Source organism: Streptomyces sp. NPDC107546 (assembly GCF_055639175.1).
The window spans coordinates 172,770-195,759 of record NZ_JBVKBA010000008.1 but is presented as its reverse complement, the minus strand read 5'-3'; the positions used below and the strand labels follow the sequence as shown (position 1 = coordinate 195,759).

The 22,990-nt window shown below is 69.2% G+C and carries 23 protein-coding genes; 4 read left to right on the top strand and 19 right to left on the bottom strand.

Annotated elements, in window-relative coordinates:
* Nucleotides 1-20: 20 nt before the first annotated feature.
* The 9 genes from tatA to ACZ7L1_RS14580 form a co-directional block, all read right to left on the bottom strand.
* The gene (gene tatA / locus ACZ7L1_RS14620) at nucleotides 21-302 is read right to left on the bottom strand and encodes a Sec-independent protein translocase subunit TatA (RefSeq protein ID WP_103839075.1); all 282 of its coding nucleotides are present in this window, start codon (nucleotides 300-302) and stop codon (nucleotides 21-23) included.
* A 410-nt stretch (nucleotides 303-712) separates the two neighbouring features.
* Nucleotides 713-907, bottom strand: a complete 195-nt coding sequence (locus ACZ7L1_RS14615) for a hypothetical protein (RefSeq protein ID WP_200421328.1) — start codon at nucleotides 905-907, stop codon at nucleotides 713-715.
* An 11-nt stretch (nucleotides 908-918) separates the two neighbouring features.
* On the bottom strand, nucleotides 919-1,179 hold the full coding sequence (locus ACZ7L1_RS14610; protein WP_236041782.1) for a CpXC domain-containing protein: 261 nt from the start codon (nucleotides 1,177-1,179) through the stop codon (nucleotides 919-921).
* Nucleotides 1,180-1,256: 77 nt separating this feature from the next.
* On the bottom strand, nucleotides 1,257-2,285 hold the full coding sequence (locus ACZ7L1_RS14605; protein WP_103839078.1) for a helix-turn-helix transcriptional regulator: 1,029 nt from the start codon (nucleotides 2,283-2,285) through the stop codon (nucleotides 1,257-1,259).
* Between the two features lie 18 nt (nucleotides 2,286-2,303).
* On the bottom strand, nucleotides 2,304-3,257 hold the full coding sequence (locus ACZ7L1_RS14600; RefSeq protein ID WP_471437216.1) for a helix-turn-helix transcriptional regulator: 954 nt from the start codon (nucleotides 3,255-3,257) through the stop codon (nucleotides 2,304-2,306).
* A gap of 358 nt (nucleotides 3,258-3,615) precedes the next feature.
* Nucleotides 3,616-3,987, bottom strand: coding sequence for an FKBP-type peptidyl-prolyl cis-trans isomerase (locus tag ACZ7L1_RS14595; protein WP_103839080.1), 372 nt, complete (start codon nucleotides 3,985-3,987; stop codon nucleotides 3,616-3,618).
* A gap of 70 nt (nucleotides 3,988-4,057) precedes the next feature.
* Nucleotides 4,058-5,062 carry an FKBP-type peptidyl-prolyl cis-trans isomerase gene (locus ACZ7L1_RS14590; RefSeq protein WP_471437214.1) on the bottom strand — a complete coding sequence of 335 codons (1,005 nt, stop codon included), beginning with the start codon at nucleotides 5,060-5,062 and terminating at the stop codon, nucleotides 4,058-4,060.
* 140 nt (nucleotides 5,063-5,202) lie between these two features.
* Nucleotides 5,203-6,564, bottom strand: coding sequence for a Pup--protein ligase (gene pafA, locus ACZ7L1_RS14585; protein WP_093722625.1), 1,362 nt, complete (start codon nucleotides 6,562-6,564; stop codon nucleotides 5,203-5,205).
* 9 nt (nucleotides 6,565-6,573) lie between these two features.
* Nucleotides 6,574-7,833: an MFS transporter gene (locus ACZ7L1_RS14580; RefSeq protein ID WP_471437212.1), complete on the bottom strand. Its 1,260-nt coding sequence runs from the start codon at nucleotides 7,831-7,833 to the stop codon at nucleotides 6,574-6,576.
* Between the two features lie 148 nt (nucleotides 7,834-7,981).
* Here ACZ7L1_RS14580 and ACZ7L1_RS14575 point away from each other — a divergent pair, with 148 nt between their 5' ends.
* On the top strand, nucleotides 7,982-8,995 hold the full coding sequence (locus ACZ7L1_RS14575) for a LacI family DNA-binding transcriptional regulator (RefSeq protein ID WP_471437210.1): 1,014 nt from the start codon (nucleotides 7,982-7,984) through the stop codon (nucleotides 8,993-8,995).
* A gap of 82 nt (nucleotides 8,996-9,077) precedes the next feature.
* Here ACZ7L1_RS14575 and prcA read toward each other — a convergent pair whose 3' ends face one another.
* The 6 genes from prcA to arc form a co-directional block, all read right to left on the bottom strand.
* Nucleotides 9,078-9,839, bottom strand: coding sequence for a proteasome subunit alpha (prcA, locus tag ACZ7L1_RS14570; RefSeq protein ID WP_471437208.1), 762 nt, complete (start codon nucleotides 9,837-9,839; stop codon nucleotides 9,078-9,080).
* Between the two features lie 61 nt (nucleotides 9,840-9,900).
* Complete coding sequence (prcB, locus tag ACZ7L1_RS14565; protein WP_471437206.1) at nucleotides 9,901-10,746, bottom strand: proteasome subunit beta; 846 nt, start codon at nucleotides 10,744-10,746, stop codon at nucleotides 9,901-9,903.
* The gene (locus tag ACZ7L1_RS14560) at nucleotides 10,698-11,303 is read right to left on the bottom strand and encodes an endonuclease VII domain-containing protein (RefSeq protein WP_471437204.1); all 606 of its coding nucleotides are present in this window, start codon (nucleotides 11,301-11,303) and stop codon (nucleotides 10,698-10,700) included. The genes prcB and ACZ7L1_RS14560 overlap by 49 nt, the downstream gene beginning before the upstream one ends.
* 45 nt (nucleotides 11,304-11,348) lie before the next feature.
* Nucleotides 11,349-11,567, bottom strand: a complete 219-nt coding sequence (locus ACZ7L1_RS14555) for a ubiquitin-like protein Pup (RefSeq protein ID WP_263229040.1) — start codon at nucleotides 11,565-11,567, stop codon at nucleotides 11,349-11,351.
* A gap of 188 nt (nucleotides 11,568-11,755) precedes the next feature.
* On the bottom strand, nucleotides 11,756-13,267 hold the full coding sequence (gene dop, locus ACZ7L1_RS14550) for a depupylase/deamidase Dop (RefSeq protein ID WP_471437202.1): 1,512 nt from the start codon (nucleotides 13,265-13,267) through the stop codon (nucleotides 11,756-11,758).
* Between the two features lie 234 nt (nucleotides 13,268-13,501).
* Nucleotides 13,502-15,268, bottom strand: coding sequence for a proteasome ATPase (arc, locus tag ACZ7L1_RS14545; protein WP_471437199.1), 1,767 nt, complete (start codon nucleotides 15,266-15,268; stop codon nucleotides 13,502-13,504).
* A 243-nt stretch (nucleotides 15,269-15,511) separates the two neighbouring features.
* Here arc and ACZ7L1_RS14540 point away from each other — a divergent pair, with 243 nt between their 5' ends.
* Nucleotides 15,512-15,817 (top strand): ferredoxin, encoded by a 306-nt coding sequence (locus tag ACZ7L1_RS14540; RefSeq protein ID WP_103839089.1) that lies wholly within the window; start codon nucleotides 15,512-15,514, stop codon nucleotides 15,815-15,817.
* Between the two features lie 78 nt (nucleotides 15,818-15,895).
* Here ACZ7L1_RS14540 and ACZ7L1_RS14535 read toward each other — a convergent pair whose 3' ends face one another.
* The 3 genes from ACZ7L1_RS14535 to ACZ7L1_RS14525 form a co-directional block, all read right to left on the bottom strand.
* Nucleotides 15,896-16,471, bottom strand: a complete 576-nt coding sequence (locus ACZ7L1_RS14535) for a hypothetical protein (RefSeq protein WP_471437197.1) — start codon at nucleotides 16,469-16,471, stop codon at nucleotides 15,896-15,898.
* Between the two features lie 298 nt (nucleotides 16,472-16,769).
* Entirely contained in the window at nucleotides 16,770-17,672 is a 903-nt protein-coding gene (locus tag ACZ7L1_RS14530) for a tRNA (adenine-N1)-methyltransferase (protein ID WP_103839091.1), read from the bottom strand.
* A gap of 38 nt (nucleotides 17,673-17,710) precedes the next feature.
* Nucleotides 17,711-19,417 (bottom strand): site-2 protease family protein, encoded by a 1,707-nt coding sequence (locus tag ACZ7L1_RS14525; RefSeq protein WP_471437196.1) that lies wholly within the window; start codon nucleotides 19,415-19,417, stop codon nucleotides 17,711-17,713.
* A 206-nt stretch (nucleotides 19,418-19,623) separates the two neighbouring features.
* Between ACZ7L1_RS14525 and ACZ7L1_RS14520 the strand changes: the two genes are divergently transcribed.
* Both ACZ7L1_RS14520 and ACZ7L1_RS14515 read left to right on the top strand, forming a co-directional pair.
* Nucleotides 19,624-20,610, top strand: coding sequence for a RecB family exonuclease (locus tag ACZ7L1_RS14520; protein ID WP_471437194.1), 987 nt, complete (start codon nucleotides 19,624-19,626; stop codon nucleotides 20,608-20,610).
* Nucleotides 20,611-20,624: 14 nt separating this feature from the next.
* Entirely contained in the window at nucleotides 20,625-21,296 is a 672-nt protein-coding gene (locus ACZ7L1_RS14515; RefSeq protein ID WP_058926326.1) for a response regulator, read from the top strand.
* A 64-nt stretch (nucleotides 21,297-21,360) separates the two neighbouring features.
* On the opposite strand, the gene ACZ7L1_RS14510 is transcribed toward ACZ7L1_RS14515, so the two are convergent.
* The gene (locus ACZ7L1_RS14510; RefSeq protein WP_471437407.1) at nucleotides 21,361-22,944 is read right to left on the bottom strand and encodes an ABC transporter substrate-binding protein; all 1,584 of its coding nucleotides are present in this window, start codon (nucleotides 22,942-22,944) and stop codon (nucleotides 21,361-21,363) included.
* Nucleotides 22,945-22,990 lie beyond the last annotated feature (46 nt).

The window sequence follows — 22,990 nt, the reverse complement described above, 5'->3', positions numbered from 1 at the left end:
CGGGAGCTCCGGTCCTCCCGTCAGCGCTGGGTCGTGTCCGTCGGCTCGTTGACCGGGCGGGCGCTCGTCACGTCGCCGGGAGCGGCCTGGATGGTGCGCTGGGCCGGGGGCTGCTCGTCGTTCGGCGGGCCGGCCGGCGCGGAGGGCTTGCCCTCCTCCTTCATCGCCTTTGCCTCGCTCTTCAGGATGCGCGCGGACTTGCCGAGGGAGCGCGCCATGTCCGGAAGCTTCTTCGCGCCGAACAGCAGGATGATGACGACGAGGATGAGAATGATCTCGGGGGCTCCGAGCCTTCCGAACATAAGTCTTTACCTTCTCACCGAGGCGGCATTGGGTGGGGGTGCTGTTCGATCAGTCGGACAAATGTCCGACAACCGTGCAGCGATCGTAACGCTCAGGGGTGAACGTGAGGCAATCCCTGTGCGTACTCCCGGTCTGCGGACCGCGCCTCGTTCTCCGGGCCGCGACCAGCAGCGTACCTGTACGCGGTGGGAAGTAGACAGGGCGAAGTGACTCATTGCGCCTCTTGCGGCCCTTCTTACCGGATCCACGGAACACCGTCGCGGTACGGCGTGTGGTGCAGAAGGGCATGCGCCGGAGGTAGCGGCGTGAGGCCGGTTGCCGACGTGAGGCGTAGGACCGGCGTGAGGCGTTACCGAGCTGCGGCGGGATTGCCTAGTGCTGTGGCCGGATTGCCGCGCTACGGCGGATTTCATATCCGGTCCGCGGCCCGCGCCGCGCCCACGGCCGCCCGCTCCAGGTCCTCCGCGGCACGGTTGATCCGGCGCGCCGAGTCGGCGACCTGCCGCCCGAGGCGCTGGGCCTCCAGGAAGACCCGGACGGCGAACACACCCAGAACGGCGAGCCCCAGGAACCCCAGAGCGATCGCGAGCATCGGCCAGAACATGACGTAAGAGCCTAGAGGGTCGAGTGCAGCCGCAGGGTCCGCACCCCGCCGCCGGTGAGCAGTTCGACGATGCGCTCCCCGGCCGGCTTGCGGACGGACGCGCCGCACTCTGGACACGTGAAGGAGTAGAACGTGGTCTTGCTGGTGGCGCCGATGGCCAGCCGCAGGGCGCTCGCCCCCAGCTCGAAACGGGCCCGGCAGTCCGGGCAGCCGGCCCGGAACACCACGTCGGCGACGCGCCTCATCCCGGCGAACGCCGTCCGCACCGACATCTCAGCGGCCCCTGGCGCCTGCGGCACACCGGCCGACGCTTCCGACTGCTCCGACGCACCAGACATCGCCGACGTGCTCACAGCTGCTGCTCCTGCCTGTCGTACAGCCCGTCCTGAACCGGATCCGGCCCGTCGTACGCCGCGAGCGCCTCGCGGGCCGCCCGTCGGGCGCTGTCCGCGAGATCCTGCGGCGACACGATCCGGCCGTCCCGTCCGAGCCGCAGCGCCAGCCGTCTGAGCGACGCCGGGTCGGGGGTCCGCAAGGTGATACGCAGCCCGCCGTCCGGCAGCTCATCCGCGCTGTCGTGCGGGTAGTACTCGGCGACCCAACGGCCACCCGGTCCGACCTCGACGACCACCTCGGGATCCTCGGCGGCGGGTTGGACCAGCCCCTCCGACAGGTCCCGCAGCTCGACCTCCGGGGGCGCCGACGGCTCGTCGAGGATCTTGATCTCGGCGACCCGGTCGAGCCGGAAGGTGCGGCGCGCCTCGGAGCGGCGGCACCACGCCTCCACATACGTGTGGCCGACGCTGACCAGGCGGATCGGGTCGATCTCACGCTCGGTGACCTCGTCGCGGGCCGGCGAGTAGTAGCGGATCCACAGGCGGCGACGCTCGGAGATGGCCCGGTCGACATCCGCGAAGACGCCACCCTCGGACTCGAACGTCACCGACAGCCGGGAGCTGGCGCCCGCTGCCTCGCCGGCGGCGGTCTCCACTTTGGCGGTGGCGCGCAGCAGCGCTTGCCGGTCGCTCTCCCGCAGTCCCGGCAGGGTGGCCACGGCCCGCGCGGCCACCAGCAGCGCGGTCGCCTCGTCCGCCGCCAGCCGCAGGGGCTCGGCCGCCTCCGCACCCAGGGCGGCCGGGTTGTGCCACCAGATGCGCTCGCCGTCGGTGTCGATGTCGAGGAGGTCGCCGCCGCGGAAGCTGGTGCCGCACATGGGCAGCACGTCGAGGTCCGAGACCAGCTCCTCCTCGGTGATCCCGAACGCCCGGGCGACGTCCTCGACGCGCGCGCCGGGGCGCTCCCGCAGATACGTCACCAGGGACAGCATCCGCCGGGTCTGGTCGATGGCGTTCGCCGGCCTGGCCGGTTTGCCTGCCACGTTCGTACGTCTCCCCCCTCAGCCCTTGGCCACGGCACGCAGCCGATCGACCACGTCGGCCCTCAGCTCCGTCGGCTCCAGGACCACCACGTCGGGCCCGAACTCCACCAGCCACGCGTCGAGGCCGTGCCCGTACGGAATCTCCAACTCGTCCCAGCCGTCACCGAGTTCCCGCACGGACGTGGCCTTCGCCCGAAGGGGGTACCCCGCGTCCTTGCGCAGCCGGATCCGCGCCGAACGGTCGGCGGTCTCCCCCGCCCAGCTCGCCACGGTCTCACGGACGGTGACCACGTCGGGCACCGGGGCGGTGAAGGCGCCGCCGCGGCTGCGCACCTTGCCGGTGATCCTGGAGAGCCGGAAGACCCGCTCGGCGCCCCGGTCGCGGTCCCAGCCCGCCAGGTACCAGTGGCCGCGCCAGCACTCCAGCGCCCAGGGTTCGACATGGCGCTGTTCGGGATGGGCGGCGGTGGCCTTGCGGTAGTCGAAGACCACGGGGCGGCGGTCCCGGCAGGCCAACATCAGCGGCTCGAACGCGGCCTCGTGGACGGGGATGCGGGGTTCCAGGGCGCCGTGGACCTCGTACGGGTCGACGTCCTCGGGCAGGCCCGCGGCGCGCAGCTTCTGCAGGGCGCCGCTCGCTGCACCGGCGAGCCGGGCCTGCTGCCACACCTTGGCGGCCAGACCGAGCGCGGCGGCCTCCTCGGCGTCCAGAGTGATGGGCGGAAGGCGGTTGCTGTCGCGGCGCGCCAGGTAGCCGACCTCGCCCTCGAGGTTCTCCACGGTCTCGATCACGAGCCCGAGCTCACGCAGGTCGTCCTTGTCCCGCTCGAACATGCGGTTGAAGGAGTCGTCGGACCCGGCTTCCAGATAGGCCTCGATGGACTCGCGCAGCTCACGCTTGCTGAGCGGCCGCCGCGTCCCGAGCAGACACAGCGCCAGATTCATCAGCCGCTCGGCCTTGGCAATGGCCATCGACGCCCTTCGCCTCCCCATGGTGCTTACGACCGACGACCGTACCGCCCGCGAGCACCCCGGCAAAAGCCGAGGGTCCATGCCCGCGCAGGCATGGACCCAGCTGGTCGTTTCCGGTCGCCTCCAGGCAGCCGCCCGCGTCGTCGGTGGCCGGCCCGGCCTCGGCTGCCCGGGAGCCTGCCGGAGGCACTCCGTGAAGCCGCCCCGCCGGGGGCGGCTTCACGGCCGGATCACCTGCGCAGCCGCCGGGTGCCCGCTTCCGCGGGCCCGCACAGCGGCTGCCGGACGGCCCCCGGCGGCCGACAGGGGCTCCGCCGCCGGGCTCCGGCCCGGCGGCGGTCGGTGGCTAGTACCTCGGTCAGACCGCGACCAGGTCGCAGACGAAGATCAGCGTCTCGCCCGGCTTGATCCGGGCGCCCGCGCCACGGTCGCCGTAGGCCAGGTGCGGGGGAATCGTCAGCTGGCGGCGGCCGCCGACCTTCATGCCCTGGACGCCCTGGTCCCAGCCCTTGATGACCTGACCGACACCCAGCTGGAACTTCAGCGGCGTACCGCGGTTCCAGGACGCGTCGAACTCCTCACCGGTGGAGAAGGCCACGCCCACGTAGTGGACGGAGACGGTGTCGCCCGCCTTGGCCTCCGGGCCGTCACCCTCCCAGATGTCCTTGATCTCGAGGTCGGCCGGGGGCTCGCCACCCGGGAAGTCGATCTCGGGCTTCTCGATGCTCACGTCAAAAGCTCCTGCTGTTTCGTGTTGAGGCCATTGCGGCACCACCGACACTCTCACATCCCCGCAGGGCTTACATCTTCGCCAGGATGTCGACCACGAACACCAGCGTGGAGTCCTTCTTGATGCTGCTGCCGCTCGGCGGGTTGTCCCCGTAGCCCAGCTTCGGCGGGATGACGACGAGCACGCGGCTGCCCACCTTCTTCCCGGTCAGCCCCTGCGCCCAGCCCTTGACGACCTGCTGGAGCGAGAACGACGCAAGCTGGCCACGGCCGTACGTGGAGTCGAACTCCTTGCCGGTGTCCCACAGCACGCCCTTGTACTGCACCAGAACGGTGTTGTCCGCCTTGACCTCGTCGCCGTCGCCCTCGATGACGTACTTCGCGACCAGCCCCGTCGGCGGCTTCGCCTTCGGCACGTCGATGGACGGCGCCTTGCCGTCGGTGTTCGTGCCCACCTTCGGCAGGTCGGAGTCGCTCTGCGCCACCGTCTTGCCCTTGGCGGAGCTCTTCGCGTTGAACGTGTTCTGCACGTCCACCACGAACACGAGCGTGTCGGTGCCCTTGATGCCCGCCTGGGGGTTGCCCTGCGTGCCGTACCCCCAGGTCGGGGGCACGGCCATCAGCACCCGGCTGCCGACCTTCTTCCCCGCCAGCGCATACCGCCAGCCGTCGATGATGCCGCCCTCGGCGAGCTGGATCACCAGTGGCGTCTTGCGGTCGTAGGAGTTGTCGAAGACCTTGGCGGTGTCCCAGATCTGCCCCAGGTAGTTCGCCTGGACGTAGTCGTTCTCCGCTACCGTCTGCCCACCGCCCGCGATCACCGTCTTCACGGCCAGGTCCTTCGACGGGGAGCCGGGCCCCTTGGCCACGGTCGGCTTCTGGTCGAACCTGGTGCCGGCGGTGATCGCCGGCAACGGCCCCTCGACGATCTTCGGCGGCGGGACGGCCGACGTCGCCGAGGGCGCGGGGGACGAACTGGTACCGCTCGCACCCTTGCCGGACTTGTCGTCACCGCATCCGGAGACGGTCGCCAGCCCGGCGGGCACAGCGGCGAGAAGAAGAGAGCGTCGGCGCACGATGGGGCCTCAATCGGTCGATCTTGATGGATGGCGTGCGCGCAACTCTACGGCGTGAGAAGGGCGCCGTACGGCAAACATACGGCGCCCGTGTGGCGTTGCGGTGACACACGCGAAACGCGCAGTCCCGGATTCCGGTCTCACATTCCGGCGATCAGCTTCTCCACCCGGTCGTCCACCGAACGGAACGGGTCCTTGCACAACACCGTCCGCTGCGCCTGGTCGTTGAGCTTCAGATGCACCCAGTCGACCGTGAAATCACGGCGCTGTTCCTGGGCCCGCCGGATGAAGTCACCGCGCAACCGCGCGCGAGTGGTCTGCGGCGGAACCGACTTGCCCTCGAAGATCTTCAAGTCGTTGCAGATCCGGGCTGCTTGGCCCTTCTTCTCCAGCAGGTAGTACAGGCCACGACGACGGTGGATGTCGTGGTAGGCGAGGTCTATCTGCGCCACCCGCGGATGCGACATCGTCATGTTGTGCTTGGCCCGGTACCGCTCGATGAGCTTGTACTTCATCACCCAGTCGATCTCGGTACCGATCCGGTCGAGATCCTCCGACTCGATCGCGTCCAGCGTACGGCCCCACAGCTCCAGCACCTGCTCGACCGTGCCCGTGCGGATACCGCGACGCTCGCAGAAGTCCACGGCCTTCTCGTAGTACTCCCGCTGCACCTCCAGCGCGGAGGCCTCCCGGCCGCTGGCCAGGCGCACCTTGCGGCGGCCCGTGATGTCATGGCTGACCTCGCGGATCGCCCGGATCGGGTTCTCCAGGGTCAGGTCACGCATCACCGTCCCCGCCTCGATCATGCGCAGCACCAGATCGGTCGCGCCGACCTTCAGCAGCATCGTCGTCTCGGACATGTTCGAATCGCCGACGATGACGTGCAGACGGCGGTAACGCTCCGCGTCCGCGTGCGGCTCGTCCCGCGTGTTGATGATCGGCCGGGAACGGGTCGTCGCCGAGCTGACACCCTCCCAGATGTGCTCCGCCCGCTGACTCACGCAGTACACCGCCCCGCGCGGGGTCTGCAGCACCTTGCCGGCACCGCACAGCAACTGCCTGGTGACCAGGAACGGAATCAGGATGTCCGCGAGCCGCGAGAACTCTCCGTGCCGCGCCACCAGGTAGTTCTCGTGACAACCGTAGGAGTTGCCCGCCGAGTCCGTGTTGTTCTTGAAGAGGTAGACGTCGCCCGCGATTCCCTCCTCGTGCAGGCGGCGTTCGGCGTCGACCAGCAGCCCCTCCAGAATGCGCTCGCCGGCCTTGTCGTGGGTGACCAGTTCGGTCACGTTGTCACATTCGGGTGTCGCGTATTCCGGATGCGAGCCCACGTCGAGATAGAGACGGGCCCCGTTGCGCAGAAACACATTGCTGCTGCGGCCCCATGACACGACACGGCGGAAGAGGTACCGCGCCACCTCGTCAGGCGACAGACGGCGCTGTCCCCTGAACGTGCACGTGACGCCGTACTCGTTCTCCAGCCCGAAAATGCGGCGGTCCATGACTGAACATTACGCCCGATCCCCCGAGCTGAAACGGGGTTCGACAGCACGGTTTGGATCATTTTCCGGTGAACCCGCAACCACCCCGCCCCCGGCGGGAGCTGCGAGGACCCGCCCCGCGACCACCAGGACCAGCAACGACACGGCCCCCGCGGCCCCCGGCACCGCGAAACCCCACAGGGTGCCACCCGCCTGCACCACCGGCCCCGCGACGCCCGTCCCGACCGACGCACCCACCGTGAACGTCGTCACCAGCCACGAGAACGCCTCCGTCACCGTACCGCTCGGCGCATGCCGGTCCACCAGCACGAACGCACACGCGATACACGGCGCCAGGAACACCCCCGCCACCGCGGTCAGCACCACCATCGCCACCACACCCGGCATCAGCGTCAGCGGCAGATAACACAGCGCCAAAAGCCCCACCAGCACACGCAGCCGCCGCTCCGGCGCACCGGGCCACCGCCGCGCCCCGTACACCGAACCCCCGACCAGAGCACCCAACCCGATCGCCGCCATCAGCCAGCCGTACACCCCGTCGCCCCCGTGACCATCGGCGTACGACACGGCCGCCACCGTGATCGAACCCAGCGCCATCCCCACGAACAGAAACGCACCGAGCAACACCAGCAACCCGGGCGAGCGCAACGCCCCCAGCCAGTGCGCCTCACGCGGCGCCGACCGCCACGCACGCGACGGCGGCGAGAGCACCACGGAGAGCGCGCCCAGCACGCCTACGACGTTCAGCACCACGAGTGCGACCCACGCGGACCACAGGGCCGCGCACAGAGTCAACAGCAGCGGGCCGACGGTGAACATCACCTCCTGCGCCACCGCGTCCATCGCGTACGCCGTGTGCACCTGCTCCTCCCGGCGCAGCACCACCGGCCACAGCGCCCGCAGACCGCCCTCCAGCGGCGGCGTGAACAGCCCCGCGACCACCATCGCGGCATACGCCACGGCGATCGGATCCAGCCCCGTCCGCGCGAACACCGTCATGGCGGCGGCGGACACCACCGCCGCCGGAAGCTGCACCCTCGGCTGCCCGTGCAGATCGACCAGCCGCCCCAGCACCGGCTGCCCCACCGCGTTGGCCACGCCGTACACCGCGGCGAGCGCCCCCGCGAGGCTGTACGTGCCGCCCTCGGCCCGCACGAACAGCACCACCGCGATCGCGGCCACCGCGTTCGGCAACCGGCCCACCAGCGTCCCCACCAGCAGGCGGGCCGCATGCCTCGCCCTGAGGATCTCCATGTACCCCGCGGCCATGCGCATCCCTTCTCCCGGCCCCACCCCGCTTCTCCGTACCCGCGACGGGTGAAGTTTTACGTATAACCTCGCCTGCCATACGTACCATGAGCGCTGACCGGCAGTCCACACGACGCCCCACCAGCCCGCACGAAGGAGCACGCCCACCGTGCCACCAGGTAGCACGCGACCCACCAGCCGCGATGTCGCCCAGGCCGCCGGTGTCTCCCAGGCAGCCGTCTCCCTCGTCCTCGGCGACAAATGGCGCGGACGCGTCTCCCAACCCGTCGCCGAGCGAGTCCGCCAAGCGGCCCGGGAACTCGGCTACCGGCCCAACCTCGCAGCACGCAACCTCCGCCTCGGCCGCACCCGCACCGTCCTGCTGGTGGTACCCGCCCTCACCACCGAATTCTTCGCCGGCGTCTACACCGGCGCCGCCCGCATCGCCGCCGACCACGGCTTCGGCGTCGTCCTCTACCCCTCACCCGAAGGCGTCGGCCCCGCCAAAGACCCCTTCCACTCCGCACAAGCCGCCCTCGACGGCGTCATCGCCTCCTCCATGGCCGCCGACGCCCTCACCGCCATCCACGGCGACCAACTCCCCCTCGTCATGCTCGACAGCGACCCCGAAGGCAGCCCCGGCGCCGCAACCGTCAACCTCGACATCACCGACGGCGTACACCAAGTAGCCGAACACCTCCTCGGCCTCGGCCACCGGCATTTCCTCCACCTCGCCGCCGACGTCCCCTCCTGGACCTTTCACATACGCGCACAGGAGCTCGCAGCACGCGTCGGCACCACACCCGGCACCACCCTCCGCACCACCCACGCCCCCATCTCCATCGAAGGCGCCCTCACCGCCGCCGAAACGGCCCTCGCTGCCCCCGGCCCCCGCCCCACCGCCCTCGTCTGCGACGACGACAAACTCGCCGCCGGCGCCTACAAAGCCGCCCGCCGCCTCGGTCTGCGCATCCCCGACGACCTCTCCGTCACCGGCGTCGACGACCTCGCCCTCGCCACCGCCATCGACCCCGAACTGACGACCGTACGACTGGACGCCGAACTGTTCGGAGAACGCGGCATGCAGGCCCTCCTGGCCGTCCTGGAAGACCGCACACCCCAACAGGGCGACATCCCCGTGGAACTGGTCGTACGGGGCTCCACCGCACCACCGCCCCACTGACCCCGCGGCAGCACAACGCCGCGCGCCCCGACCCTGAACGGGCGGGGCGCGCGGCGTCATACGGCCATACGAGTGAGGCGGCCTACTCCTCCGACTCGGCGTCCGCGTCGGCCTCTGCCTCCGCCTCCGCCGCCGTCGACGCACCGTCCGCCTGCAACAGGCGCGACAACTGACGGCCGGTGATCCGCCTGAACTTGCGCTTCTGCGGCCGCATACGATCCAGCACGGCCACCTCCAGACGCTCCGCCGGAATCTCCCGCTCACTGCCGTTCGTATCCCGCGACAGCGCCTGCACAGCCAGCTTCAACGCCTCCGCCAGCGTCATCCCGTCACGATGACGCTGATCGAGAAAACTGCTGATCTGCTCGGCGTTGCCACCGACCGCCACCGAACCGTGCTCATCCACGATCGACCCGTCATGCGGCAGACGGTAGATCTGATCACCCTCCGGGGTCTCCCCCACCTCGGCGACCACCAGCTCCACCTCGTACGGCTTCTCCGCCGCACTCGAGAAGATCGTGCCCAGCGTCTGCGCGTACACGTTCGCCAGACCACGGGCGGTCACGTCATCACGGTCGTACGTGTAGCCACGGAGGTCGGCGTAGCGCACACCACCGATCCGCAGGTTCTCGTACTCGTTGTACTTGCCGGCCGCCGCGAAACCGATCCGGTCGTAGATCTCACTGAACTTGTGCAGCGCACGGGACGGGTTCTCACCGACGAACACGATGCCGTCGGCGTACTGCATCACGACCAGACTGCGGCCGCGCGCGATGCCCTTGCGGGCGTACTCCGCCCGGTCGGCCATGGCCTGCTGGGGGGAGACATAGAACGGCGTCGACACCGGTTATCCGTCCCTTTCTGTCGAAGTCACACGATCACCCTGATAACAACCGGCCCCGCCGTCAGAGCAGCGCGGCCCGCGGACCGTCGGGCTGCTGCAGACGCCGATCCAGGACGGAACGGGCGATCTCGGACGACTCGTCCTCGGTCAGTCGGCGGAAGCCGTCCTCGGTGATCACGGTGACGATCGGATAAATCCGGCGAGCGACATCGGGGCCACCGGTCGCCGAGTCGTCGTCCGCCGCGTCGTAGAGGGCCTGGACCACCAGGGTCGTGGCCTCCTCCTCGCTCAGATCCTCACGGTAGAGCTTCTTCATGGCACCGCGCGCGAAGATCGAGCCGGAACCCGTGGCCGCGAAGCCGTGCTCCTCGGAACGGCCACCCGTCACGTCGTAGGAGAAGATGCGGCCCTTGCCGCGGTCCACGTCATAGCCGGCGAAAAGGGGGACCACCGCAAGGCCCTGCAGGGCCATGCCCAGATTGGAGCGGATCATGGTCGACAGACGGTTCGCCTTGCCCTCAAGGGACAGCTGCGCACCCTCGACCTTCTCGAAGTGCTCCAGCTCCAGCTGGAACAGCTTCACCATCTCGACGGCGAGACCCGCCGTGCCGGCGATGCCCACGGCCGAGTACTCGTCCGCCGGGAACACCTTCTCGATGTCCCGCTGCGCGATCACATTGCCCATGGTCGCCCGGCGGTCACCCGCGAGCACGACGCCCCCCGGGAACGCCGTGGCCACGATGGTCGTGCCGTGCGGAGCCTCGATCACGCCCTGGGTGGGCGGCAGCTGCCGCTTGCCGGGCAGCAGCTCGGGCTGGTGCTCCGACAGGAAGTCCATGAAGGACGACGAGCCAGGCGTCAGGAAGGCAGCTGGTAGACGCCCGGTGCTACGAGGATTGGCTTCCACGCGTTTCCTTCCACGTATGTCGCAGCCCGCCTTATGACGTCGGGCTGATCCTTGAACTGCCCCAGTGCGGCATTGCAGCTGAAGCACAGTACGCCACGGACCCTACCCGTCTGGTGGCAGTGATCCACATGCGCTGCCGGGGCCGATAGACATATGCAACAGACGCCTGCTTGCGAGGCGATCAACTCGTCACGTTCGGCTTCGGTGATGCCGTACTGGCGCTTCAGATGGTCTTGCCGCCCACGGGCTGCCCGGCACGCTTTGCAGCGCGTGGACAGCCCGTCGGATGCGGTCGCGTTGCGATGCCACTCACTGTGGGGCTTGACCTCACCACACGTGCGGCAAAGCTTGCGCCCTGGCGGAACGTCCACCTTCTCGCGCACCGACTTGCCCATTGCCTCCCGGCGGCGCCGGTAGTGAGCGGCGCTGTACTCCGCCACGCACTCCCGGCACCGCACCTGAAGACCGTCGCTCCGATTCCTGTCTCGCGCGAAGGCAGTGAGGGCCAGATCCCACTTGCAGCCCGTGCATCGCTTCGTGGAGAGCTCTCCGACCACCCCACCCCTACCTTCAATTCGAAGGAGAAAGCGGCCTACCGCCCCTCACTGTCCGCCTTTTTGCACGAAGGACCGCACGAAATCCTCGGCGTTCTCCTCGAGTACGTCATCGATTTCGTCCAGGACGGAGTCCACATCGTCGCTCAGCTTCTCGTGCCGCTCCTTGAGATCCCCCGAAGCCTGAGCCTCCTGCTCCTGCTCCTCGATCTCCTCGGTGGAACGCGTGGCCTTCTGCTGGCCGCCGCCGGTGTCCTTGGTCGCCATAACCCTCACCCCGCTCAGTTCGCCCGACATGGTCGACAGGTCGGCTTTCCTGCCGATCGGTGGTGATCAGACCCTACTAGCCGGGTCCGACAACGGCCCCGCAGTTACTCCAACGTGCGGGGACCACCTCGATGATTCCCGGCCGCCGGGATTTACACCCCGGGCGGCCGGGCTCGTCCGAGTACCCCTCAGCCGCCTGACAGGACCCTGACCAGGTCCTCGGCCGTGCGGCAGCGGTCCAGGAGCTCCTTGACGTGATTACGCGTTCCGCGTAGCGGTTCCAGGGTTGGAACGCGTTGGAGGGAGTCCCGTCCGGGGAGGTCGAAGATGACCGAGTCCCAGGAGGCGGCGGCGACGTCGTCCGCGTACTGCTCGAGGCAGCGGCCGCGGAAGTAGGCGCGGGTGTCCTCCGGTGGCTTCGTACGGGCCCGTTCGACGTCAGCCTCGTCCAGGAGGCGCTTCATGCGGCCGCGGGCCGCCAGGCGGTTGTACAGACCCTTCTCGGCGCGTACGTCGGCGTACTGGAGGTCGAGGAGGTGGAGCTTGGCGGCGTCCCAGTCGAGGCCGTCACGGCGCCGGTAACCCTCCATGAGCTCTCGTTTGGCGACCCAGTCCAGCTCGCCGGCCAGGCTCATCGGATCGTGCTCAAGGCGGTTGAGGGTGTCCTCCCAGCGGGCGAGGACGTCCTTGGTCTGGTCGTCCGCGTCGGCGCCGTAGCGTTCCTCGACGTACTTGCGGGAGAGCTCGTAGTACTCCATCTGGAGCTGGACCGCGGTGAGTGTGCGGCCGCTGCGCAGGGTGACCAGGCGCTGGAGCGACGGATCGTGGGAGACCTGGTGCAGCGTCCGTACGGGCTGGTCGACCGCGAGGTCCACGGCGATGAAGCCGTCCTCGATCATGGACAGGACCAGGGCCGTCGTGCCGAGCTTGAGGTAGGTGGAGATCTCCGACAGGTTCGCGTCGCCGATGATCACGTGGAGGCGGCGGTATTTCTCCGCGTCCGCGTGGGGTTCGTCCCGGGTGTTGATGATCGGGCGCTTGAGTGTGGTCTCGAGGCCGACCTCGACTTCGAAGTAGTCGGCGCGCTGGCTGAGCTGGAAGCCGTGCTCGTGGCCGTCCTGGCCGATGCCGACGCGGCCTGCGCCGGCGATGACCTGGCGGGAGACGAAGAAGGGGGTGAGATGGCGCACGATGTCGGAGAAGGGGGTCTCCCGCTTCATCAGGTAGTTCTCGTGCGTGCCGTAGCTGGCGCCCTTGTTGTCGGTGTTGTTCTTGTAGAGGTGGATGGGCTGGGCGCCGGGGAGCTGGGCGGCTCGTTCTGCGGCTTCTGCCATGATGCGTTCGCCGGCTTTGTCCCAGAGGACGGCGTCGCGGGGGTTGGTCACCTCGGGGGCGCTGTATTCGGGGTGTGCGTGGTCGACGTAGAGCCGTGCGCCGTTGGTGAGGATGACGTTGGCGAGGCCGATGTCCTCGTCGGTGAGCTGGCTGGCGTCGGCGGCCTCGCGGGCGAGGTCGAAGCCTCGCGCGTCCCGCAGCGGGTTTTCTTCCTCGAAGTCCCAGCGGGCCCGGCGGGCCCGGTGCATCGCTGCCGCGTACGCGTTGACGATCTGGGACGAGGTGAGCATGGCATTGGCGTTGGGGTGGCCGGGGACGGAGATGCCGTACTCCGTCTCGATGCCCATTACTCGCCGTACGGTCATGCGGCCCTCCTTGCCCGGCGGCGCCCTCGGTCGGGGGCGGCGCTCAGATACCGCTGGTGCTCCGGTGCGCGTGCGGTGCCCGTCCCCGCACGGCGCGACGCGGCGGTAACAAAGAGCCTAGAACGCCTTTGCGCTGGTGGGGAGATCATTTGCGTCATTGCTGTGCTCCAGCCGTGGCCCGAAAAGCAGTGGGCTGCGGGTACCCGGTGGGGGCACCCGCAGCCACCCTTGCTTTTACAGGTACTGACCGGTGTTTGCCACCGTGTCGATGGAGCGTCCGGTGTCTGCGCCTTGCTTTCCGGTGATGAGGGTGCGGATGTAGACGATCCGTTCGCCCTTCTTTCCGGAGATTCGAGCCCAGTCGTCCGGGTTGGTGGTGTTGGGCAGGTCCTCGTTCTCCTTGAACTCGTCCACGCACGCCTGGAGGAGGTGGGAGACGCGGAGGCCTTTCTGGTTGTGTTCGAGGAAGTCCTTGATCGCCATCTTCTTGGCGCGGCCGACAATGTTTTCGATCATGGCGCCGGAGTTGAAGTCCTTGAAGTAGAGGACTTCCTTGTCGCCATTGGCGTAGGTGACCTCCAGGAAGCGGTTCTCGTCGGACTCGGCGTACATCTGTTCCACGGCGGTCTGGATCATGGCCTGGACAGTGGCACCCTTGTCGCCTCCGTGTTCGCTGACGTCGTCGGCGTGCAGGGGGAGGTTTTCGGTGAGGTACTTTCCGAAGATGTCCTTGGCTGCTTCGGCGTCCGGACGCTCGATCTTGATCTTCACGTCGAGGCGGCCGGGGCGCAGGATGGCGGGGTCGATCATGTCCTCGCGGTTGGAGGCGCCGATGACCACGACGTTCTGCAGGCCTTCCACACCGTCGATCTCGGCGAGGAGCTGGGGGACGATGGTGTTCTCCACGTCCGAGCTGACGCCGGAGCCGCGGGTGCGGAAGAGGGATTCCATCTCGTCGAAGAAGACGATGACGGGGGTGCCCTCGCTGGCCTTTTCGCGGGCTCGCTGGAAGACGAGGCGGATCTGTCGTTCGGTTTCGCCGACGTACTTGTTCAGGAGCTCGGGGCCCTTGATGTTGAGGAAGAAGCTCTTGCCGGCGGCCTGGCCGGTCACTTCGGCGACCTTTTTGGCGAGGGAGTTCGCCACGGCCTTGGCGATGAGGGTCTTGCCGCATCCGGGGGGTCCGTAGAGGAGGACTCCCTTGGGCGGGCGCAGCTCGTGCTCCTTGAAGAGGTCGGGGTAGAGGTACGGGAGCTCGACCGCGTCGCGGATGGCTTCGATCTGGCCGGCGAGTCCGCCGATCGCCTCGTAGCCGATGTCGGGTACCTCTTCGAGGACGAGTTCTTCGACCTCGCTCTTGGGGACGACCTCGTAGACGTAGCCGGAGCGGGGTTCGAGCAGGAGGGCGTCGCCGGGGCGGATGGTGACGTCCAGCAGCGGCTCGGCGAGCCGTACCACCCGTTCCTCGTCGGTGTGCCCGAGCACCAGGGCGCGCTCGCCGTCCTCGAGGATTTCCTTGAGGGTGACGATGTCCCCGACGCGCTCGAACTCCATGGCTTCGACCACGTTGAGCGCTTCGTTGAGCATTATTTCCTGGCCTCGGCGGAGCTCGTCGAGGTCCACGCTGGGGCTGACGTTCACGCGGAGTTTGCGGCCTCCGGTGAAGATGTCGGCGGTGCCGTCCTCGTTCGCCTGCAGGAAGACACCGAAGCCGGCCGGTGGCTGCGCGAGCCGGTCGACTTCTTCCTTGAGGGCCACGATCTGGTCGCGGGCCTCACGGAGCGTGTTGGCGAGCCGCTCGTTCTGCGCGGACACGCCGGCCAGGTTGGTCTGCAGCTCGACGATCCGCTCTTCGAGAATTCTCGTGTGTCGCGGAGAGTCGGCGAGCTTGCGTCGCAGGACGGCGATCTCCTGCTCAAGGTAGGCGATCTGCCCGGCAGGGTCGTCGGACCCTCGTCCCGGGCGGATGCCGCGGTTCATGTCGTCGTCGTGGGCTGCCACGGTCCTCACCTCCTCCAAGGGGAGCTGGACGCTTCCAGACCCTACCTGGGTGGGTGTCGATTGAAACCCCTAGATCACAAAGACTGTCGGGGTGTGTCCGATCTTCACCCTTGCGCTCTCCCTCACGCCAGGGGAATACCCACCGAACATGATTGGGAAGCGGCCGAAGGTAGGGTCGAGGTGTTCAACACCCGTCAGAGCTGGCCGGATTCCCGGCGCTCTGTGCAGTAGACGGCAGGGGAGATGACCGTGCAGCAGGAGGCCGGTGTCGGCGGCGAGGAGCTGGAGGTCTGGATCGACCAGGACTTGTGTACCGGTGACGGTATCTGTGCCCAGTACGCGCCGGAGGTCTTCGAGCTGGACATCGATGGTCTGGCTTATGTGAAGGGGCCGGACGAGGAGCTTCTGCAGGTCAGGGGGGCTGCGACGCGGGTGCCGTTGCCGCTGGTGGGGGACGTGGTGGATTCGGCGAGGGAGTGCCCGGGCGAGTGCATCCATGTGCGTCGGGTTTCGGACAGGGTGGAGGTGTACGGCCCGGACGCTGCGTGATCACACGGCCACCTCAGGTCAGCCGTGTCTCTTTTCTCACACCCTTGGGGCTGTGCGTCACCGTGTCCGGGCCGTGGGTCAGGCCTCGCGGCTGTCGCCGCCTGTGGTGCGGAGGAATGCGCCGTGCTTCCACTGCCACTTGGCGTTGTCTTTGACGTCGGGGCAGCAACTCGGTACGTCGGGCGAGGAGTAGCCGAGGAGGGTCGCGGTGACGGCGGCGTCGCGGACGGCGAAGTCGGTGACGGTGGTGCGGTCCTTGGGGTCGACGAGGGTGGCGACGACGCGGGGTGTGGTGGTGCCCGCCGCCTGGGTGAGGACGTAGAGGCCGTCGGGTGGGGTGCCCATGCCGGCGTCGCAGTGGACGACGACGACGGTCTCGGGGCGGCCGTCGCCGTCGAGGTCGCCGGTGGCCTTCTTCACGACGAGGAGCTTGGTGGGGCCGCAGTCGAGGGGGAAGTCGGCCTTGGCGGGGTCAGGGGGCGCGGCGGCGACGGGGGCGGCCTTGGTCTCGTTCTGGGGTTGGGCTGCCGTTGCGGCGCCGGGCTGCAGCACGGAGGACAGGGCGATCACGCCGGAGACTGCGGTGGCGGTGGCGACCCAGTGAATGGGCCGGGTGGTGGTGTGAGCCAGTTCCGGGACGGCGGAGTGCTGCACTGGGGAGGTGTCTCCTGTGAGGGCTGTGCCGGTGGGGGTGCCCCGCATCGTGCCACACGTCACAGTGCGGGGGAATGGCGGGGTGGGCACTGCTGGTGGCGCGTCAGTTTCCGTGCGCGCCGGGGGTGGAGAGGGATGGGCGCACTGGTGGGTGGGCGTGTGCGCGTGTGTGTGCTTCGGCGGGTGGGGTTGTGTGGGTGTGTGTGCTTGAACGCGTCAGCGCCGTGGTCGAGTTCCGCGAGGTGTGCGGGAACTCGACCACGGCGCTGGTGTGTTGGGAGCCGCGTGGCGGCCGGGCTCAGCGGCCGGTGCCTCCGTCGGCGTTGGGGCCCGTGTAGTCCTCGCCGTAGGCGCCCTTGGCGGGGCGGCGGCGGCGCATGGGCGGCTCGACGCCGTCGGCGAGGCGGCGGGCGGTGAGGAGGAAGCCGGTGTGGCCGATCATGCGATGGTCGGGGCGGACGGCGAGGCCCTCGATGTGCCAGTTGCGGATCATGGTTTCCCAGGCGGTCGGCTCGTTGAAGCAGCCGATTTCGCGGATGGACTCGACGGTCCGGGCGAGCTGGGTGGTGGTGGCGACGTAGCAGCAGACGATGCCGCCGGGGACGAGTGCCTTGGAGACGGCCTCGAGGCATTCCCAGGGGGCGAGCATGTCGAGGATGACGCGGTCGACGTCGGTGTCGGACAGGTTGTCCTGGAGGTCGCCGACGGTGAGCTGCCAGGCGGGGTGGGGGCCGCCGAAGTAGCGTTCCACGTTGGCCTGGGCGATCTCGGCGAAGTCGGCGCGGCGCTCGTAGCTGTGCAGCATGCCCTGGTCGCCGATGGCGCGCAGCAGGAAGGTGCTGAGCGAGCCGGAGCCGACGCCGGCTTCCACGACGCGGGCGCCGGGGAAGATGTCGGCGAAGGCGAGGATCTGCCCCGCGTCCTTGGGGTAGACGACGGCTGCCCCGCGGGGCATGGACAGGACGTAGTCGGGGAGCAGGGGGCGCAGCGCGAGGTAGGCGACGTTCCCGGTGGTGCGGACAACGCTGCCCTCGGGTGCGCCGATCAGTTCGTCGTGCGGGAAGGAGCCCTTGTGGGTGTGGAAGTTCTTTCCCGCTTCGAGTGTGAACGTGTAGTGGCGGCCCTTGGGGTCGGTCAGCTGTACCTGGTCCCCGACCTTGAAGGGCCCGCGACGGCGGGCGGCACCGGTCGGTTCGGACATGTGACCAGCCTACCGGCACCTGAGGGGGCCGCCGACCACTAGGACGTGGGGCGGGCCATGGCTTTGACGAAGGCGCGTTCGACGTCGGCGGCGGAGAGGACGCCGTAGATCTCTCCGGTCTCCTCGACGACGAGGTATTCGGTGGCGGGGGTGGCGCGCAGGGCGTCGAGGAGGTCTTCTCCGGCGAGTTCGGCGGAGACGCGCATGCCGTCGGTGATGTCCTGGGCGAGGCCGCTGACGGGGACCCAGGGGCGGCGGTGTTCGGGTACGCCGACGATGGCGGCCTCGCGGACGAGGGAGAGGGGCTGGCCGTGGGCGTCTACGACGACGAGGGCGCGGGCGCCGACTTCGTTGGCGCGGCGCAGGGCCTCGGAGAGGGGGGTGTGGGTCTCGACGGGGACGGCGCGGCGGGTGAGGGTGCGGGCGCGAAGTTCGGGGAGGTGTTCGCGCAGGCGGGCCATGCGCAGGCTGTTTCCGGCGCCGGTCCAGATGATCGCGGCGAGGATGGCGGCGAGCAGGGCGTCGGTGACGGTGTCCATGCCGACGTTGTCCTCGGCGGTGGAGCCGAGGGCGCCGGACTGGGTGAGCAGGGGCAGTCCGATGAGGACGGCGATGGCGAGGGCGCGGCCGACCCAGGCGGCGGCGATGGTGCCGCTCATGGGGCGGCCGGTGATCTTCCAGACGACGGCGCGGAGCATGCGGCCGCCGTCGAGGGGGAGGCCGGGGAGCAGGTTGAAGGCGGCGACGATGAGGTTGGAGATCATGAGGCCGGCGAGGAGGACGCCGGGGACGGTGCCGGGTTCGACGGGCTGGAGGGCGAGGTAGAAGATCGCGGCGAGGGCGAGGGAGAGCAGTGGGCCGACGAATGCGAGGACGAATTCGCGGCCGGGGGTCTCGGCCTCTTTCTCGATCTCCGACGCGCCGCCGAAGAACTGGAGCTGGATGCGGCGTACCGGGAGTTTGAAGCGGAGGGCGGCGACGGTGTGGGCGAGTTCGTGGACGAGGACGGAGGCGTAGAAGGCGACGGCGAAGAAGAGGGAGACGAGGTAGCGTGCGGCGCCGAGTTCGGGGAGCACGCGGTCGAGCTGTCCGCCGAAGACCCAGGTGATCAGGGCGGCGACCAGGAACCAGCTGGGGGCGACGTAGACGGGGACGCCGAAGGGCCGTCCCATGAGGATGCCGCCGCCGGGGTCCTTGGGGCGCCGCGGGGGGCGTCCTTGGCCGGGGGTGCCGGAGTGGGCGCTGGTTCGGGTGGGGGCGGGGCTGTTCGGGTTCTGGGAAGTGGGATGGGTGTCCGCGGGGGGCGCCTGGCCGTGGTTGGTGGGTGCCTGGCCGTGGCCGGTGTGCGGCTGAGGGGTGGTTGGGCCGTCGGAGTGAGTGGGTGCGGGGAGGTCGTCCGCCGGGGTGTCGGGGGCGCCGCTCGCAGGGGGCTGCGGGGTGCCGCGGTGGTCTGTGGCGGGCGGCCGGGTGGGGGCCGGTGTCGTGGCTTCGCCGCCGGGTGGGGGCGGGCTCGGCGGTCCGGCGGGGGTGGGGTGCTCGTCGCCGGGCGTGCCTGTGGCCGCGGTGGGTGCGGTGGGCCCGTGGGGGGACGGCGGGTGCTCGTCTTCGGGCCCAGGGGGCGCGGCGGGGGGTGCCGCGGGCTCGGTGGGGGGCTGTGCGGGACTGGGTGATTCTTCGCGGGGCGTGTCGTGGTGCGCCCCGTTGTTGCCGGGGCGCGGCTGTGCGCTCCCGCCGCTCTCGTCCACGCTTTCCCCTCGATCGATGCGTCTCCCCGGCCCCGGTCGTGCCGGGTGGGAGGGTCCGGTGTCGATGGTATGCGGCAGTCGTGTCGTGTTCCGCCCCGGCACCCCTCTGTTCTGCCGGTGGTCGGGTCTTCCCCGGCTGCTCGGTGGGTGCTTGGGCCGGGCCGTGGCTGGGTCACTGTCAGTGGTGGGCCGTATGGTCTGTGGTCATGGAATCCAGCACCGACGGCGCCGCCGTGCCGTCCGCCGTGGCCGCCGCGCCCCCGGTTTCGCTGTCGCCGTCGCGCGCCGGCGATTTCATGCAGTGCCCGCTGCTGTACCGGTTCCGGGTGATCGACAAGCTGCCCGAGAAGCCGAGTGAGGCGGCCACCAGGGGCACGCTGGTCCACGCCGTGCTGGAGCGGCTGTTCGACGCGCCTGCCGCCGAGCGGACCGCGCCGCGCGCCAAGGCGCTGCTGCCCGACCAGTGGGACCGGCTGCGGGAGAGCAGACCGGAGGTCGTGGAGCTGTTCGCGGACGATCCGGACGGTGAGCGGCTGGCGCGCTGGCTGGGTGAGGCGGAGCGGCTGATCGAGCGCTGGTTCACGCTGGAGGATCCGACGCGTCTGGAGCCCGCCGAGCGTGAGCTGTTCGTGGAGGCGGAGCTGGAGTCGGGGCTGAGGCTGCGCGGGATCATCGACCGCGTCGACGTGGCGCCGACGGGTGAGGTGCGGATCGTCGACTACAAGACGGGCAAGGCGCCCCGGCCGGAGTACGCCGAGGGCGCGCTGTTCCAGATGAAGTTCTACGCCCTGGTGGTGTGGCGGCTGAAGAGGACCGTCCCGCGGCGGCTGCAGCTGGTGTATCTGGGCAGTGGGGACGTGCTGACGTATGACCCGGTCCTCGCCGATCTGGAGCGTGTGGAGCGCAAGCTGCTCGCGCTGTGGGAGGCGATCCGGGTGGCGACGGAGACGGGGGACTGGCGGCCGCGCCGCAGCAAGTTGTGCGGCTGGTGCGACCACCAGGCGGTGTGCCCGGAGTTCGGTGGCACTCCCCCGCCGTATCCGCTGCCGGTCCGCCCGGCCGCCGGTGTCCCGGCGGCGGCGCAGTCGCTGCCGGCTCAGCGGGGGGACGGCGCTGCGGGCCCGGAGGTGTCCGCGTCGGTCAGGGTGCCCGAATCGGGCGGTGGCGCGCAGGGCAGAATGGGGCCGGACTAGCGAAGGAGACTTACGTGGCCATCCGCGTCCTACTGGTCGACGACCAGCCGCTGCTGCGTACGGGCTTTCGGATGATTCTGGAGGCCGAGCAGGATCTCGCGGTCGTCGGCGAGGCCGGAGACGGCCTCCAGGCGCTCGACCAGGTGCGTGCCCTGCAGCCCGATGTGGTTCTGATGGACATCCGCATGCCTCGTATGGACGGCGTGGAGGCGACCCGGCAGATCACCGGGCCGGGGCGGGACGGACCGGCGAAGGTGCTGGTGCTGACGACCTTCGATCTGGACGAGTACGTGGTGGAGGCGTTGCGTGCCGGTGCGAGCGGGTTCCTGCTGAAGGACGCGCCCGCTAACGAGCTGGTGCAGGCGATCCGGGTCGTCGCGGCGGGCGAGGCGATGCTCGCGCCGAGCATCACAAGGCGGCTGCTCGACAAGTACGCCACCCATCTGCCGTCCGGGGACGAGCCGGTGCCGGACACCCTGCACACCCTGACCGAGCGTGAGGTGGAGGTGCTGAAGCTGGTGGCGCGCGGACTGTCCAACGCGGAGATCGCCGCCGATCTGTTCGTCAGTGAGACCACGGTCAAGACGCACGTCGGGCATGTCCTGACGAAGCTGGGGCTGCGGGACCGGGTGCAGGCGGCGGTGTACGCGTACGAGAGCGGGCTGGTGCGTCCCGGCGCCCAGTAGGCAGGGGCTGTGACGCTGAGGGCGCCCCTTGCGCGGGGGCGCCCTTCGCGCGTGGGGGCCCGGCTCAGCCCTTGCTGATCTCCCAGAACCGGAACACCGTGGAGGCGTCGAGGCAGTACTCCAGTCCGTAGACGTCCTCCCGTGTGACGGCGTACTGCTTGGCCTGCCAGACGGGGATGACCGGGACGTCCTCGGCGACGATGCGCTGAAGCGTGCGGTATTCGTCGTCGGTGGCGGAGCGGTCGCTCTGGGCGGCCGTCTTGGGGATCAGTTCGCTCGTGATGGTGCTGTTGACGTAGCGGTTGTCCAGTACGTTGCCCTTGCCGAAGAAGGGCGCGGTGAAGTTGTCGGGGTCGGGGTAGTCGGGCACCCAGCCCTTGACGTAGACCCCGTACTTGCCTGCCGCGATGTCCTTCTCGTACTGGTCGAAGGGCACGGACTTGACGCTCGCGTCGAACAGTCCGCTGTCGTTCAGCTGCCGGGCGATCGTCTTCAGTTCCTCGTCGGTGGCGGGCCCGTAGCGGGAGGGCGTCGACCAGAGGGTGAGCGTGACCTTGCCGGTGATGCCCTCGGCGCGCAGCGCGGCGGCCGCTTTGGTCCTTGAGGGGCGGGCGCCGTAGGTGTCGAAGAAGGACGTGTCGTGGCCGGTGATGCCGGCCGGGATGATCGAGTACAGGGGCGTCGCGGTGTCGTTGTACACCTTGTTGACGAGGGCGTCGCGGTCGAGGAGGTAGGCGATGGCCTTGCGGACGCCGAGCTTGCCGGCGACCGGGTCGTCCATGTTGAAGACGAGGTGCTGGACTTCGGCGCTGGAGCCCTCGACGACCTCGATGCCCTTGCCGGTGGAGGTGTCCTTGTCGATGCCCGCGATGTCGGCGGCGGCCAGGCCTCGGTAGGCGAGGTCGATCTTCCGGTCCAGGAGGGCGTTCTTCAGGGCGGACTGGTCGCCGTGGAAGAGCTTCAGGGTGATGCCGGAGTTGTGCACCTTGGCGGTCCCCTGGTACTGCGGGTTGACGGAGAAGACGGCCTTGTCCTTGCCGAAGGAGTCGAGCTTGTAGGGGCCGGAGCCGACTGCCTTGCCGTCCGTGCGCAGTTTGTCCGCGGGGTAGGCGTTGTGGTCGACGATGGAGCCGGCGCCGGAGGCTATCTTGCTGGGGAAGGTAGCGTCGGCGTACTTCAGTTTGAAGACGACGGTCTTGGTGTCCGGTGTCTCGACCGAGCCGAGCATGGGGAACATGATGGCGGGGCCGGCCGAATCGTTGATCTTCAGCATGCGGTCGAAGGAGAACTTGACGTCCTTCGAGGTGAGCGGGTCACCGTTGCTGAACTTCAGGCCGTCCCTGAGGGTGCAGGAGTAGACCTTGGTCTGCGTGTCCGTGAACGTGCACTCCCTGGCGGCTTCCGGCTCCGGTTCCGTGCCGCCCTTGGGGAAGCCCAGCAGGGACTGGAAGACGTTGTTGAACAGCAGCCAGGACCCCGGGTCGTAGCCGGAGGCCGGGTCGGTGGCCAGGACGTCGTCGGACATCCCCACCACCACGGAGGAGCCGGTGCCCGAGGAATCGTCGGTCGAGGTGCCGCATCCGGTGAGCAGGCCGGCGGCCAGCCCCGTCGCTATGGACAGAACCGGCCACTGGGTGCGCATGTTCACGTGCATGTGCCTTGTCTACGGTTGTCGTTGGCCCCGGACTCCGCGC

Bases quoted from the DNA above. Each gene is read 5' to 3' on its own strand.
- ACZ7L1_RS14580 (WP_471437212.1), bottom strand. From the start codon at position 7,833: ATGGCCGCGGGGTACATGGAGATCCTCAGGGCGAGGCATGCGGCCCGC.
- ACZ7L1_RS14555 (WP_263229040.1), bottom strand. From the start codon at position 11,567: ATGGCGACCAAGGACACCGGCGGCGGCCAGCAGAAGGCCACGCGTTCC.
- pafA (WP_093722625.1), bottom strand. From the start codon at position 6,564: ATGGACCGCCGCATTTTCGGGCTGGAGAACGAGTACGGCGTCACGTGC.
- ACZ7L1_RS14530 (WP_103839091.1), bottom strand. From the start codon at position 17,672: ATGTCCGAACCGACCGGTGCCGCCCGCCGTCGCGGGCCCTTCAAGGTC.
- ACZ7L1_RS14600 (WP_471437216.1), bottom strand. From the start codon at position 3,257: ATGGCCATTGCCAAGGCCGAGCGGCTGATGAATCTGGCGCTGTGTCTG.
- ACZ7L1_RS14615 (WP_200421328.1), bottom strand. From the start codon at position 907: ATGTTCTGGCCGATGCTCGCGATCGCTCTGGGGTTCCTGGGGCTCGCC.
- ACZ7L1_RS14520 (WP_471437194.1), top strand. From the start codon at position 19,624: ATGGAATCCAGCACCGACGGCGCCGCCGTGCCGTCCGCCGTGGCCGCC.
- tatA (WP_103839075.1), bottom strand. From the start codon at position 302: ATGTTCGGAAGGCTCGGAGCCCCCGAGATCATTCTCATCCTCGTCGTC.
- ACZ7L1_RS14540 (WP_103839089.1), top strand. From the start codon at position 15,512: ATGACCGTGCAGCAGGAGGCCGGTGTCGGCGGCGAGGAGCTGGAGGTC.
- ACZ7L1_RS14610 (WP_236041782.1), bottom strand. From the start codon at position 1,179: ATGTCGGTGCGGACGGCGTTCGCCGGGATGAGGCGCGTCGCCGACGTG.
- dop (WP_471437202.1), bottom strand. From the start codon at position 13,267: ATGACCGTACGGCGAGTAATGGGCATCGAGACGGAGTACGGCATCTCC.